The 12,036-nt window shown below is 57.5% G+C and carries 15 protein-coding genes and 1 pseudogene; 8 read left to right on the forward strand and 8 right to left on the reverse strand.

The annotated features are described in order from the left end of the window. Positions 1 to 251 (forward strand): hypothetical protein (locus ACILSR_RS31180; protein WP_395753737.1); only part of this gene is annotated, 251 nt, incomplete at its 5' end. A 363-nt stretch (positions 252 to 614) separates the two neighbouring features. Here the strand turns inward: ACILSR_RS31180 and ACILSR_RS31185 are convergent. The 7 genes and pseudogenes from ACILSR_RS31185 to ACILSR_RS31215 form a co-directional block, all read right to left on the reverse strand. Further along, a complete protein-coding gene (locus ACILSR_RS31185; RefSeq protein WP_395753738.1) occupies positions 615 to 1,343 on the reverse strand; it encodes a hypothetical protein in 729 nt (242 codons plus the stop codon). A gap of 116 nt (positions 1,344 to 1,459) precedes the next feature. After that, a pseudogene (locus ACILSR_RS31190) lies at positions 1,460 to 1,570 on the reverse strand (hypothetical protein); the annotation flags it as partial. Between the two features lie 31 nt (positions 1,571 to 1,601). After that, entirely contained in the window at positions 1,602 to 2,066 is a 465-nt protein-coding gene (locus ACILSR_RS31195) for a hypothetical protein (protein WP_395753739.1), read from the reverse strand. Between the two features lie 296 nt (positions 2,067 to 2,362). Next, positions 2,363 to 2,779 (reverse strand): Imm70 family immunity protein, encoded by a 417-nt coding sequence (locus ACILSR_RS31200; protein WP_395753740.1) that lies wholly within the window; start codon positions 2,777 to 2,779, stop codon positions 2,363 to 2,365. Positions 2,780 to 3,649: 870 nt separating this feature from the next. Then, a complete protein-coding gene (locus ACILSR_RS31205; RefSeq protein ID WP_395753741.1) occupies positions 3,650 to 4,795 on the reverse strand; it encodes a thiolase family protein in 1,146 nt (381 codons plus the stop codon). A gap of 459 nt (positions 4,796 to 5,254) precedes the next feature. Continuing rightward, a complete protein-coding gene (locus ACILSR_RS31210) occupies positions 5,255 to 6,703 on the reverse strand; it encodes an acyl CoA:acetate/3-ketoacid CoA transferase (RefSeq protein WP_395753742.1) in 1,449 nt (482 codons plus the stop codon). Between the two features lie 949 nt (positions 6,704 to 7,652). Continuing rightward, positions 7,653 to 8,411 carry an SDR family oxidoreductase gene (locus tag ACILSR_RS31215; protein ID WP_395753743.1) on the reverse strand — a complete coding sequence of 253 codons (759 nt, stop codon included), beginning with the start codon at positions 8,409 to 8,411 and terminating at the stop codon, positions 7,653 to 7,655. Positions 8,412 to 8,518: 107 nt separating this feature from the next. Between ACILSR_RS31215 and ACILSR_RS31220 the strand changes: the two genes are divergently transcribed. The 3 genes from ACILSR_RS31220 to ACILSR_RS31230 are packed head-to-tail and all read left to right on the forward strand — an operon-like array spanning position 8,519 to position 9,501. After that, entirely contained in the window at positions 8,519 to 8,896 is a 378-nt protein-coding gene (locus ACILSR_RS31220; RefSeq protein ID WP_395753744.1) for a VOC family protein, read from the forward strand. A gap of 17 nt (positions 8,897 to 8,913) precedes the next feature. Further along, positions 8,914 to 9,192 carry a BrnT family toxin gene (locus tag ACILSR_RS31225; RefSeq protein WP_395753745.1) on the forward strand — a complete coding sequence of 93 codons (279 nt, stop codon included), beginning with the start codon at positions 8,914 to 8,916 and terminating at the stop codon, positions 9,190 to 9,192. A gap of 18 nt (positions 9,193 to 9,210) precedes the next feature. Continuing rightward, positions 9,211 to 9,501: a CopG family antitoxin gene (locus ACILSR_RS31230; protein WP_395753746.1), complete on the forward strand. Its 291-nt coding sequence runs from the start codon at positions 9,211 to 9,213 to the stop codon at positions 9,499 to 9,501. 138 nt (positions 9,502 to 9,639) lie between these two features. Here ACILSR_RS31230 and ACILSR_RS31235 read toward each other — a convergent pair whose 3' ends face one another. Beyond that, the gene (locus ACILSR_RS31235; protein ID WP_395741013.1) at positions 9,640 to 9,915 is read right to left on the reverse strand and encodes an HU family DNA-binding protein; all 276 of its coding nucleotides are present in this window, start codon (positions 9,913 to 9,915) and stop codon (positions 9,640 to 9,642) included. 120 nt (positions 9,916 to 10,035) lie between these two features. Between ACILSR_RS31235 and ACILSR_RS31240 the strand changes: the two genes are divergently transcribed. Genes ACILSR_RS31240 through ACILSR_RS31255 form a run of 4 tightly spaced genes read left to right on the forward strand, consistent with a single transcriptional unit; the run spans position 10,036 to position 12,030 of the window. Beyond that, entirely contained in the window at positions 10,036 to 10,602 is a 567-nt protein-coding gene (locus ACILSR_RS31240; RefSeq protein ID WP_395753747.1) for a gamma carbonic anhydrase family protein, read from the forward strand. 55 nt (positions 10,603 to 10,657) lie between these two features. Further along, complete coding sequence (locus tag ACILSR_RS31245) at positions 10,658 to 11,299, forward strand: bifunctional nuclease family protein (protein ID WP_395753748.1); 642 nt, start codon at positions 10,658 to 10,660, stop codon at positions 11,297 to 11,299. A 27-nt stretch (positions 11,300 to 11,326) separates the two neighbouring features. Beyond that, on the forward strand, positions 11,327 to 11,599 hold the full coding sequence (locus tag ACILSR_RS31250; RefSeq protein WP_395753749.1) for a hypothetical protein: 273 nt from the start codon (positions 11,327 to 11,329) through the stop codon (positions 11,597 to 11,599). Beyond that, entirely contained in the window at positions 11,599 to 12,030 is a 432-nt protein-coding gene (locus ACILSR_RS31255) for a type II toxin-antitoxin system VapC family toxin (RefSeq protein ID WP_395753750.1), read from the forward strand. Before ACILSR_RS31250 ends, ACILSR_RS31255 begins: the two co-directional genes overlap by 1 nt. The last annotated feature ends 6 nt before the right edge of the window (positions 12,031 to 12,036 follow it).

The raw sequence follows: 12,036 nt of genomic DNA on the forward strand, positions 1-12,036 counted from the left end.
TTGCCCGGGCGGCGGAGCGGCCCCATTGGCTGCGTTGGTCGCTTGCCTGTTATTTTCAAATAGCAGGCGGCGCTCCCGCCTTGCCACTGGGGCCGCTGCGCTCGCCGGTCAAAATGACAATCTTTTCGAGAACTGGTCTATATGCCGACTTGCAATTCTGTATTGCTCCGCTTGCGTTCACGAAAGTAGATCACAAGGCCTGCGAGCCAGGAGAAGCCGACAAGGAGGAACAACAGTGCTGCATTTTTTGAAAAGGAATGATGTGGCATGTTTTTCCAAAACCAGGCGAGGCCGTAGAACCAGATGATTGCGGCGCAAACTCCGAATACGACAACGCTGCAGAAAGCGACCTAAACCAACACCGACTGCCCATTGGTTAAGCTGTCTTGGTCTTGGTGGGTTGGAAAGTGGTCGACGGCGTCAATGCAGAGCGCTGAGGCTATCATGGAGGCGATCGACGTTAGGAGAAGTATGGCCGAGAATTCGATGAAACGATTCAGGGGTGGAGGGTGTGCTGTGCATGCGGAGGAAAGAGCCACTGATTTATTTTTGCAGTGATCCCGCATCGTTTCAAAAAAGATGCCGATTATTTAGAGCGGTTGGGGCTCGTGGGTTCATTTCGGAAGGAGCGAAATTGACACGGGCCAAGCATCGTAGCCCCCTCCTCCCACCGAGTAAAACTTCACTTTTTTCTCTTTCAAGGATTGAACGCAGCGATCTATTTCTGATTTGTCAGTATTGTGAAAACTGATGTTAAGTCTCTCATCGCCTGTGGGAAAAAGGACAATGATAACGAGGTCTTCCAATGCAAGCTTCTTCAGTTCAACTGCAGTACTAGGACCGTCAAAGTACTTCTTTCCATCCAGCACATACGTGGCGGTATCCGTGTTCCAGCCTCCTCCCCAGCCTTTTTCTTTTGACTCAGGACCCATTCGAAGGCCACTAAATAGCAGTGTGTGATAATTTAGCTTTTTGTCACCTTGGTAAAACTCAAGGATCGCACCATCATCAATTGCATGATTTAATAAAAGTCTGTCGTGGAAGAGATTGTCAGCGGGCATTTGTCCCGGAGGAAGGATTATTTTGACGATACTTCCGACTTCGAACTTTAGGCTATTAAGACCGAAGTAAGTTGTGATCGGGTCTTTTTGAATGAGCTTGCCATCATATTCCACATCTACAAGCAGGGGCGAGTCTCCCTCTTTCATCGCAAGAGTCCATCGCTTGAGTGTTATGGTGTGTTGGTGTGGAGGGACCTGATTATTAAAAGATTGAGCCGAGAGATTTGGCGACATCCACGGGATAAGAAGTTGCAAGGCGGCAATTCGAAAAAATGGGTTCATTTTCATATCACGGGATTTGTTAGAAAAAGGAGGCCTGACACATTCAGAACGGATGGCACGGATTAGCGTGGAGAGGAGGAGGCGGAGAAAGGTTGGCGGGATGGGACGGTGGTTTGTTAGCTGGTTAGTTCGATGGCCATGGCGATGCCCATGCCGCCGCCGATGCAGAGGGAGGCGATGCCGCGGCGGAGGTTGTTGTTTTCGAGATGGTGCAAAAGGGGGACGAGTGCCATTCATGCACGGCACTATTTTTCAATTTTATTGAATGACCTTAATTTTGGCATCTTGCGCGTACAATGCAAAGACCAAGCGGGAGAGCTCATCGAAGTAACCTTCCCCAGGATCATGTGAGGCTGACACAGGCTTAGTTGCGACCCACGAAAATCCCACGTAAACATAGTTTTCGCCTTTTCCCACCCCGGTGGCAGATGAAAACCTCAAATACATTGCAGAACTAGCACCGCCTTGCGATGGAATTACATAGTTAGTTAGTTTCATTTTTGCTATAAAATCACGGAGCTTTTGCACCGAAATCTTGTCTTGTGTTGACCAACGAACCTCGGTGAGGTCTCTCTCACCGTCCGTACGCTTGATCCAACCTTCCACAACTACCGGCGAATGGGCAAACACAGCTTCGAGTTGGTGTTCAAAGACCTTTGCAGGTTCGCTAGCCGTGGCTCCAGTTACCAATAAGAAATAACTGACAGCAAAAAGAAATTTCATAATAAAAGATGCTGGCCTTTTAACGGGAAGAGCTTCGTTGAATTGGGATGTTCAACTGATTGTAATTGGTTTGATGATGGTGTGCTGGCACTTGTTTGCACTCAGTTGTGGCTGTGGCATGGCGTCTTATTTTTTTCTTCCATTTGGGTGGGAATGTTCTCAGGGGACGTCGCGTTCGATGGCCATGGCGATGCCCATGCCGCCGCCGATGCAGAGGGAGGCGATGCCGCGGCGGAGGTGGTGGTCTTCCATGTGATGGAGGAGCAAACTAAATGTCTGGGGTCTTCTATTTGCGACTATTGAAAAACGATAGGCGCGTTCTCGCGTTGAGCCTTGCGTGCTAGTTCAAGCAACCGGTCTAACAACAATTCGCCATCAACATCAATGAAGGACTGATGGAGATTCCGCGGGCAGTGTCCAACTTGTCTTGCGATCTTGAACTGCCAATCAGAGTTGAACGGAACCGCCTCAAGTTTCTTAAACTCCTCTATAATGCTGCAAAGCTCCGTTTCCAACGCGGCGCAATCCTCGCGAGTCCAGGATCCATCACAGTCCGAATGCAAAACAAACACAGGGAAACGCATCCCTGCCGTGCCACCTTCAAGCTTATGGACGACCTGTTTAATCAAAGATCCATAATCTGCGTATGACCCAAGCTCGAGACCATCAATCTCCTCGTCATCAGCATCCAAAATACAGAGATAAAGCCCCATTAAATTTTCTCCACGATTATGGTTCGCCCAGTATCTTTGATCAAACGCTTCAGCGGCAACTGAATTTCACACGACTTCGGAACTCGAATGACCAACTTTTTACCCTCTTCTGAAGCATTATACGCAAGAAGCTTGATTTGATATGTGGCAGTAAGTCGCGATACATTTTTGAAGAGGAATAAACGAGTAAAATCCCGGGCATCTGGAAGCGCGACTCTCGGCACCTGATGACGTGTGTAACGGTAGTTTATCATGGCGTTTCTATTCCTTCTCAATGAAAAACTTGCAAGGCATGAATGGCACTCGGTTAAAGGTATTCATCGTGGATTTTGGCAGCCAGTTGACGCAAGTTGCAGCGGAGGGGCGTTGAGGACGCTGCTGGTGGGCGCGAGGTGAGATGAAATCGCTGGGTTTGCTGCCCATGCTGGTGGTGCACTGACCCAGGGCGGCGCTCGCCGAGGCTCGCTTTGCCCTGGGCTGCGATAGGCCGCACCTTTGGTGCTTAGACCCACTTCAAAAATCTTGTCACATTGCCCGGACGGCGGAGCGGCCCCACTGGCTGCGTTGGTAGCTTGCCTGTTATTTTCAAATAGCAGACGGCGCTCCCGCCTTGCCACTGGGGCCGCTGCGCTCGCCGGTTCAATATGACAATCTTTTCGAGAACTGGTCTAAAACCAGGAGGTAACGCGTACGATCCCTGTCTTAACCGAGTGCCATTCATGCCGGGGATTTAGAAAACGGAGAGGCTGAGATGGGGATGCAGGTTTGCTGCATGGTTTTTCCACCTCAGCCGTGGATTGCAGGGAAAGGCAGGGAGGAGGAGTCGGAGTAAGACGAGGAGGAAGATTGGCGGGATTGTGGGGTGGTTTGTTAGCTGGTTAGTTCGATGGCCATGGCGATGCCCATGCCGCCGCCGATGCAGAGGGAGGCGATGCCGCGGCGGAGGTGATTGTCTTCGAGGTGGTGGAGGAGGGTGACGAGGACGCGGGCGCCGCTGGCGCCGATGGGGTGGCCGAGGGCGATGGCGCCGCCGCGGGGGTTGAGCTTGGTGGTGTCGAGATTGAGTTCTTTGGCGCAGCCGAGGGCCTGAACGGCGAAGGCTTCGTTGATTTCGATGGCGTCGATTTCGTGGAGGTTCCAGCCGGTGAGGGTGCAGAGTTTTTTGATGGCGCCGACGGGGCCGAGGCCCATGAGGGCGGGATCGCAGCCGACGGCGGCGGTGGCGATGATGCGGGCGCGGGGTTTGAGGCTGTGGCGTGATACGGCGTCTGCGCTGGCGAGGAGGGCGAAGGCTGCGCCGTCATTGATGCCGGAGGCGTTGCCGGGGGTGACGGTGCCGTCTTTGCGGAAGGCGGGTTTGAGCTTGGCGAGGGATTCGACGGTGGTGTCGGCGCGTGGGTGCTCGTCGGCGGTGACATCGCCGACGGGGATGATTTCGCGGGCGAAGGCGGTGCGGTTGGCGGCGACGCGGCTTTGGCTGAGGGCGGCGAAGGCGTCCTGTTCTGCGCGGGTGATGGCGTGCTTGTCGGCGATGCGTTCGGCGGTTTCGCCCATGCCGATTTTGAGGAGGGGATCGGTGAGGCCGTCGACGAACATGGCGTCCTGGAGGGAGGAGTCGCCGAGCTTTTTGCCGAAGCGGAGGTCGGTGGCGTAGTGGGGGGCGCGGCTCATGGACTCGACGCCGCCGGCGAGGACGAGATCGCTTTCGCCGGAGCGGATGGAGTCGGCGGCGAGGGCGACGGCTTTGAGGGAGGAGCCGCAGGCCATGTTGACGGTGTAGGCGGGGACTTCCTGGGGAATGCCGAGCTTGAGGCTGATCTGGCGGGCGACGTTCATGCCGGAGCCGGCCTGGAGGACCTGGCCGAGGATGACCTGCTGGATGTGGGATCGCAGTTCTTGTGGAAGCATGGTATTTCCTAATGCATGGCCGAGGTCCGCTGGGGAGAGGTCTTTGAGGCCGCCGCCGAAACGGCCGATGGGGGTGCGGCGGGCGTCGATGAGGTAGATGGGGGGCATGGGGAAGGTGAGTTACAGGTTTAAAGTTGTAAGTTTAAAGTTGTTTGGGCGCGAAGCGGGGGGGGATGTGGGGCGATGTGAATGACCGGATGGTCATGGCCGAAAGAGGGGAAAGAAGTTCAAAAAAACGAATTTTTGGAAATGGGGGAGCGATGGAACGTGAGTGCTGGCATCGCTACGCGATGCGAGTGCGTTTGAGGTAGTCGATGGGTGAACGAGGGGTGTCGCTTCGCTCAACCCCTCGCTACAGGCTTGGATGGCTACGCCATCAGCGGAAGTTGGTGTGTGGGTGAAATGAATGATCACAGTACGAGCGCCGATTTGCCAAGCTGTCGTGATACGAGGGGGGCTCGTACGAAATGGTGTGTGCCGTGCGCTGATAGACGGGCGGGCTGTCGCCACACCCATCCTACGACCTGGCGTGGTGGCATGCATTATTTTACGAAGTCGGTGAAGCCGTCATTGGTGCAGGTCGACTAGAGGAGTGAACTGCATGTGGGCGAGGATGTCGGTTTGGAGGTCGAGGCCGGGGGTGATTTCGATGAGGCGGAGGCCGTGGGGGGTGAGTTCGAAGACGGCGCGGTCGGTGACGTAGAGGACCTGCTGGCCGCGGGCGATGGCGGAGGGGCCGTGGAAGCAGACGTGCTGGATTTTGTTGACGAACTTGGGGTTTCCCTTGGCCTGGAAGGTGCAGCAGAAGACGAGGCGGCGGGCGCACTGGGCGATGTTGACGAAGCCGCCGACGCCGGCGAAGCGGCCGGCGAAACTAGCGACGTTGACGCTGCCTTCGGCATCGATTTCGACGGCACCGAGAACGCCGATATCGAGGCCGCCGCCGTCGTAGAAGTCGAACTGCGCGGGCTGGTCGATGATGGCCTCGGGGAAGTGGCTGCAGCCGAAGCTGAGGCCGGAGGCGGGGACGCCACCGGTGGGGCCGCTTTCGACGGTGAGGGTGAATTCGCTGAGGCGGCCGGTTTCGGCGGCGACCATGGCGACGGCTTCGGGGAGGCCGATGCCGAGATTGACGATGTCGCCGCTGCGGACTTCCTGCAGGGCGCGGGCGCCGATGCGTTTGCGGTCGCACTCGGCCATGGGGGGAAGGGTGAAGGAGCCGTCGCTGGTGACGACGAAGTCTTCGAGGAAGACTTCGCCAAAGGTTTGATCGTGATACTGGCCGCCGGAGGTGACGATGTAGTCAACGAGGATGCCGGGGACGCGAACGGACTTGGGATCGGGGAGCTGATCGACAATGGATTCGACCTGGGCGATGACGATGCCGCCGTGGTTTTTGGCGGCCTGGGCCATGGGAAGGACTTCGCTGATGATGCCTTCGCCTTCCATGCTGAGATTGCCGCGGGGGTCGGCATAGGTGGCGCGGATGAGGGCGACGTGGATGGGCATGTATTTGTAGCGCAGCCATGTTTCTCCATCGAGGGTGATGCGCTCGACGAGGGGTTCGGTGGTGCGGGCGTTGAGCATGCCGCCGCCGTGGATGGGATCGATGAAAGTATTGAGGCCGATTTTTGTGAAGAGGCCGGGGCGCTTGGCTGCGATCTCGCGGGTGAGGACGGAGAGGACGCCCTGGGGGAGATTGTAGGCTTCGACTTCGTTGGCGAGGGCGAGGGCGCCGAGCTTTGGCGCGAGATTCCAGTGGCCGCCGACGATGCGTTTGAGGAGGCCGCGATGGGCGATGCGGCCCATGCCGCGCTCGATACGGTCGCCTTGGCCGGCGCAGTAGTAGAGGGTGAGATCGGTGGGGGTGCCGGTCTGGAGGAAGCGGCGCTCGAGAGCGAGCGTGAGCATTTCTGGATGACCGGAGCCGACGAAGCCGCTGATGGCGACGGTGGAGCCGCTGGGGATGGCGGCGATGGCTTCGTCAGCGGTTGAGAGGATGGCGGGGGCGCGCATGTTTTACAGGCAGGAGGTGGCTAAGGAGGGACTGATTTAACACCGCAAGAGATTAGAAGACCGCAGAGATGAGTTTTGATATTGGAGGCGGCGCGGGGGATGGGGCGAATCGTTCAATGAGGGCGATGGATGCCTGCGGTTCAGAGGTGTTGCGGGACGCGGTGCAGACGCTGCTGGAAGCCGGTGGGTGTGGCGGAGTGCTGGGTTTGCTTCTCCGGATTTTGCGTGGAGTGACCCAGGGCTTGCTCGTTCCTCGCTGCGCCCTGGGCTGAATCCTACGCCCCTTTGGGGCTGGAGCAGGGCGGAGAGTTTGAGGCGACAAGAGAGCGGACCTGTTTTCAATATCTTGTGGTATGATTGGCACCGCGGAGGACCTAAACGCGAGGCGGGTTGATGGTGGAACGGAAAGCAACGGGATGTTTGGTGGCCCCTCACGCCAACCCTTTGACTTCGTCTATCTCCGCTGCGCTCCGGTTCCCCGAAGAGGAATCTTCGTTGTTGTCGTGGGCCAGGGGCGTGGAGAGGGAGAACTGTTTTGTCTTGGGGGATGATTGGCACCGTGGAAGACCTAAAACTCGAGGCGGGTTGATGGTGGAAGGGAGAGCAACGGGATGTTTGGTGGCCCCCCTCACCCCAACCCTTTGACTTCGTCTATCTCCGCTGCGCTCCGGTTCCCCGAAGAGGAATCTTTGTTGTTGTCGTGGGCCAGGGGCGGGGAGAGGGAGAACTGCTTTGTCTTGTGGTATGATTGGAACTGCGGAGGACCTAAAACTCGAGGTGGGTTGATGGCGGAAGGGAGAGCAACGGGATGTTTGGTGGCCCCTCACGCCAACCCTTTGACTTCGTCTATCTCCGCTGCGCTCCGGTTCCCCGAAGAGGAATCTTCGTTGTTGTCGTGGGCCAAGGGCGGGGAGAGGGAGAACTGTTTTGGCTGCCATGGAGTCTTTACTTAGCCGCGCCAGCCGCCGTTGATTTCGATGGTCTGGCCGGTGATGTAGCTTGAGAGGGGGGAGCAGAGGAAGAGGACGACGTTGGCGACTTCTTCGGTGGTGCCGAAGCGGGCGAGGGGGACGTTTTTGATCATCTCGGCGCGGACGTTTTCGGGGATTGTGGCGGCCATGGAGGTGTCGATGACGCCGGGGGCGATGGCGTTGGCGCGGATCTGGCGGCGGGCGGCTTCGCGGCTGAGGACGCGCATCATGGCCTGCACACCGGATTTGGCGGCGGCGTAGTTGGCCTGGCCGAAGAAGCCCTGGATGGCGGCGATGCTGCCGAAGCTGACGATGGCGCCGTGATCGCGCATGATTTCGAGGGCGTACTTGCAGCAGTAGAAGACGCCGGAGAGATTGACATCGATGACGGCGTCCCATTCATCGAGGCCCATCTTGGCGATGGTGCGGTCCTTGATGATGGCGGCGTTGTTGATGAGGAAGTCGAGTCCGCCGTGACGGGCCTGGATTTCTCCCATCATGGACTGGACCTGGGCGGGATTGGCGACGTCTGCGGGGAAGACGCTGGCGCTGTCTGTGCGGAGAAGATTGAGCTCGTCGGCGAGGGCCTGGGCGTCCACGGTGGTGCCGGGTGTGCCGAGGTGATTGATGACGACGGTGGCGCCTGCGCGGTGAAAGGTGCGGGCGACTTGAGCGCCGATGCCTTGGGATGCGCCGGTGATGAGGGCGACTTTGCCGGTGAGATTGATGGAGATCATTGGTAGTTTTTACGGGACGGCGAGAGACACTTCAAGCTTTCCCCTATTTTGATCTACAGGGACGATCAGTTGCCACGCTGTGCAGCCTGTGGCATAGGGAGGCAACCATGGTCAAAAAACTTCTTCACACCCGGTACCGGGTGAACGATCTCGAAAAAACGATCCACTTCTACACCCAGGTGCTGGGGCTGAAGGAAGTGAGGCGGCACAAGTCTCCGCGGGGTTCGGAGCTGGTGTTTCTGCAGACGCCGAACAGTGAAGAACTGATCGAGATCTGCAGTTTTCCAGCGAGCGGGCCGGTGACTTTTTGCAGTGATCTGACGCATCTGGCGTTTGAGGTGGAGAGCATCGAGGAGTTTGCGAAACATTCCGCAGCGCTGGGATATCCGCTGTCTGACGGGCCGACACCGAGCTCGAGCGGGGTGTTTGCGTTTATTGACGCGCCAGAGGGTTATGAGATAGAACTGATCGAATACCGCAAATAACCCGTTATAACACGTGCATGGACTTTGACTGGATCGGCGCCGCCTTTGACCTCTCCCTACTTCCCCCGAAGGATATTGAGGAGTCGTTTGAGGATCCGTTTTCGATCAAGCTGCTGCCAGACGGACAGCCGGAGGACAGCGAGGCGAGGTATTACAACCTGGGGAAGTCGCTGCAGGGCAAGCCGGTGTTCAGTGTGTTCTGGACGGACGGGAAGCGCTACCGGGTGATCTTTGCGCGGCTGATGACGCCGGGAGAGCATGAGTTTTTTGAGCGCAAGAAGGCGGAGGAACTTTGACTTTGACCCACTACGATCATGGATACCGCACCTGCTGATTTGAAGCCCGTGAAAGCGTGGAAGGACGTGCCTCTATTTGAATCTGAGGAGGCGGAAGCGAAATTCTGGGCGACGCATCAGCTGGAGGCGAGGCTGATGCTGGCGTCGATCCACCGTGCGGATGTGAGGGAGAGCACGACGATCACGCTGAGGTTTGATCCGCGGATGCTGAGCCGCATCAAGAGGGTGGCGAGGCGGCGGTACCTGAACTACCAGAGCATGATCAAGCAGTGGCTGAGCGAGAGGATGGAGCAGGAGCTGAAGGATTAGAGAGACACTGATTTAACAACGCAGAGATTAGAAGACCGCAGAGAATACTTTCTCAATCAGTGGGCGCTCTGAATTGCAAACTGAGAGCTGAAAACTGAGAATTTTAAACTGGCTGGAGACGGAGGCGGGTGACCTGGATCAAAGAGAGTCTTTGAGAGCGGAGGAGGCGACGAAGCGGACGGTTTTGGAGGCCTTGATCTCGACTTCGATTTCGGGCTTGCGGGGATTGCGGCCCATGCGGGCGGCGCGCTCGACGGGCTTGAAGGTGCCGAAGCCGATGAGCTGGACGGGGCCTTTTTTCACGCCCTTGGTAATGGCTTTAAGCACGGCGTCGAGGGCCTCTGCAGCGGCGCGTTTGGAAGTGTCGCCACCCAGAATTTCCTGCACAGAGTCGATGAGTTGGGCTTTGTTCATGAGCGTGGCTGAGATTCGTTGTTGGATTGAAGGTGAGTCCGTTCCAAGATGGGCGAGGCACGGCGCTTTTTATGGCGTGTCCGGGCCGGTTTCTCAATCATAAAATCTTTTCGTTCCGCCATGTATCCATTAAAGAAATTCTTGCTGTCTGAGTCGGAACCTGCTGTGAGCGAGGGGGTATTCATCGCGCCGGGGGCCGTGGTGCTGGGAGCAGTGGAAATGGGGGCGCAGTCGAGCGTGTGGTATGGGGCGGTGCTGCGGGGGGACATCAACCGGATCGTGGTGGGAGCGCAGAGCAATGTGCAGGATGGGAGCGTGCTGCATGTGAGCGATGACCACGCCTGTGTACTGGGGGAGCGGGTGACGGTGGGGCATCGTGCGGTGGTGCATGCGTGCACGGTGGGAGACGAGGTGCTGGTGGGGATGGGGGCGATCATTCTGGACGGGGCTCAAATCGGCGCGCGAAGCACGATCGCTGCTGGAGCGCTGGTGACGAAGAATTCGGTGATCCCAGAGGGATCGCTGGTGGTGGGATCGCCGGCACGGGTGGTGAGGGCGCTGTCTGCGGAGGAGCAGGAGGCGAATGGGAAACTGGCGCTCAAGTATGTGGAAATTTCGCAGCGCTATCTGGCGATGGGGCTGGGGAGCGGGGTGACGGAGGTCCCGAAGAGCGCTAATGGTGCATAGAAAAAAACACGGTGCGTGTTGCCATGGGGCGGGGCGGGGTTTTTAATTGGAGTTAATGAACAAGGATGTCATCGAAGTGCAGGTGCGGGCGGTGCTGCCGCTGGAGGGGAGCTTTGCCGTTTTTCTGGGCAATGAAACGAAGGTCTTCGTGATCTACATCGACGAGTCGGTGGGCACGGCGATCTCCATGTTCATGAGAGGCGTGTCAAAGGAACGCCCTCTGACGCATGACCTGGTGGGGCATCTGCTGCTGGCGTTTGGCGCGAAGGTGGAGCGGGTGGTGATCAACAATATCAATGGCAGCGTGTTTCATGCGCGGCTGATCATCTCCGCGGAGAACGAACTGCAGACGACGCGCAAGGTGATCGAGCTGGATGCGCGGCCGAGCGACAGCATCGCGATGGCGGTGCAGCAGAGCGCGCCGATTTTTGTGGCGAAGAAGGTGTGGGACTCCGTGGAGGATGTGAGCGAGACGCTGGCGCAGATCGAGAAGAAGGGGCTGGAGGCGCAGCAGGCGGCTGAAGCCGCGGAGGAAGAGGGCGACGAGGAGGATGACGACATCGAGGAACTCAGCGATGAGGACATCAATTCGATCGCGGGACTGGAAGCGGGGAAGAGCGATGAGGAGTATGATGATGGGTTTGGCGGGGACGATGATGATGAAGAGGGGGAGGAGTGGAAGAAGGCGGATGGGTGAGGGAGTGGGGGATCATGCGAGCTTGCCATGCAGCCAGCGATGCCATATCTTGCTGCTGTGAGCACCCGGGAAGCCATCATTCATGAGATCAAGATCGCGCCGGAGGCGCTGGTTCAGGAGGCCTACGACTACCTTTTGTTTCTCAAAAGCAGGAAAAGTCTGGCGCAGGGGGCCGCTGATATGCATGCGGCAGCGCCGGGCAAACCTGATTTTTTGGCCCGGCAGCAGGCTATGTTTGGCAATCGTGTGATGTCGGATTCCCAGGCAATCATGGATGAATTGAGAGCGGAGCGTTTCTGATGCGCTATTTTGATACCGGTGTTCTGCTCAAGCTTTATCTGCCCGAACCTCGTGCAGCGGAAGCTGTGGCTCATGTCAATGCCAGTGGCAATCGTCCGCCTATCACACCCTTGCATGAGCTGGAGATGCGGTCCGCATTGCGGCAGAAAGCAGGACGTGGCGAAATCACTCTCTCAGAATGTGAGACACTGATCGCTCAACTGAAAGCGGATCTTGACGGAAACGTGCATGAGCGAGCAAGGGTCGTTTGGTCCGATGTTTTCGCCACAGCGGAGTCCCTTTCTGCTTTACACAGTGTCAGCACGCTCTGCCGTTCACTAGACATGCTGCATGTGGCGCTGGCGCGTGAGCTTGGAGCCACGGAGTTTTGTACGTTTGATCATCGCCAGTCACTGATGGCCTCTGCGGCTGGGCTGATTGTGCTGCAATAGGCGGAC

Source organism: Prosthecobacter sp., assembly GCF_044222565.1.
Taxonomy (GTDB): Bacteria; Verrucomicrobiota; Verrucomicrobiia; order Verrucomicrobiales; family Verrucomicrobiaceae; genus Prosthecobacter.

What these genes read in the sequence shown, in the direction of transcription:
- ACILSR_RS31220 (WP_395753744.1), top strand. Translation starts at nt 8,519, where the DNA reads ATGGTCAAAAAACTTCTTCACACCCGGTACCGGGTGAACGATCTCGAA.
- ACILSR_RS31250 (WP_395753749.1), top strand. Translation starts at nt 11,327, where the DNA reads ATGCAGCCAGCGATGCCATATCTTGCTGCTGTGAGCACCCGGGAAGCC.
- ACILSR_RS31255 (WP_395753750.1), top strand. Translation starts at nt 11,599, where the DNA reads ATGCGCTATTTTGATACCGGTGTTCTGCTCAAGCTTTATCTGCCCGAA.
- ACILSR_RS31235 (WP_395741013.1), bottom strand. Translation starts at nt 9,915, where the DNA reads ATGAACAAAGCCCAACTCATCGACTCTGTGCAGGAAATTCTGGGTGGC.
- ACILSR_RS31240 (WP_395753747.1), top strand. Translation starts at nt 10,036, where the DNA reads ATGTATCCATTAAAGAAATTCTTGCTGTCTGAGTCGGAACCTGCTGTG.
- ACILSR_RS31245 (WP_395753748.1), top strand. Translation starts at nt 10,658, where the DNA reads ATGAACAAGGATGTCATCGAAGTGCAGGTGCGGGCGGTGCTGCCGCTG.
- ACILSR_RS31215 (WP_395753743.1), bottom strand. Translation starts at nt 8,411, where the DNA reads ATGATCTCCATCAATCTCACCGGCAAAGTCGCCCTCATCACCGGCGCA.
- ACILSR_RS31210 (WP_395753742.1), bottom strand. Translation starts at nt 6,703, where the DNA reads ATGCGCGCCCCCGCCATCCTCTCAACCGCTGACGAAGCCATCGCCGCC.
- ACILSR_RS31200 (WP_395753740.1), bottom strand. Translation starts at nt 2,779, where the DNA reads ATGGGGCTTTATCTCTGTATTTTGGATGCTGATGACGAGGAGATTGAT.
- ACILSR_RS31225 (WP_395753745.1), top strand. Translation starts at nt 8,914, where the DNA reads ATGGACTTTGACTGGATCGGCGCCGCCTTTGACCTCTCCCTACTTCCC.
- ACILSR_RS31230 (WP_395753746.1), top strand. Translation starts at nt 9,211, where the DNA reads ATGGATACCGCACCTGCTGATTTGAAGCCCGTGAAAGCGTGGAAGGAC.
- ACILSR_RS31185 (WP_395753738.1), bottom strand. Translation starts at nt 1,343, where the DNA reads ATGAACCCATTTTTTCGAATTGCCGCCTTGCAACTTCTTATCCCGTGG.
- ACILSR_RS31195 (WP_395753739.1), bottom strand. Translation starts at nt 2,066, where the DNA reads ATGAAATTTCTTTTTGCTGTCAGTTATTTCTTATTGGTAACTGGAGCC.
- ACILSR_RS31205 (WP_395753741.1), bottom strand. Translation starts at nt 4,795, where the DNA reads ATGCCCCCCATCTACCTCATCGACGCCCGCCGCACCCCCATCGGCCGT.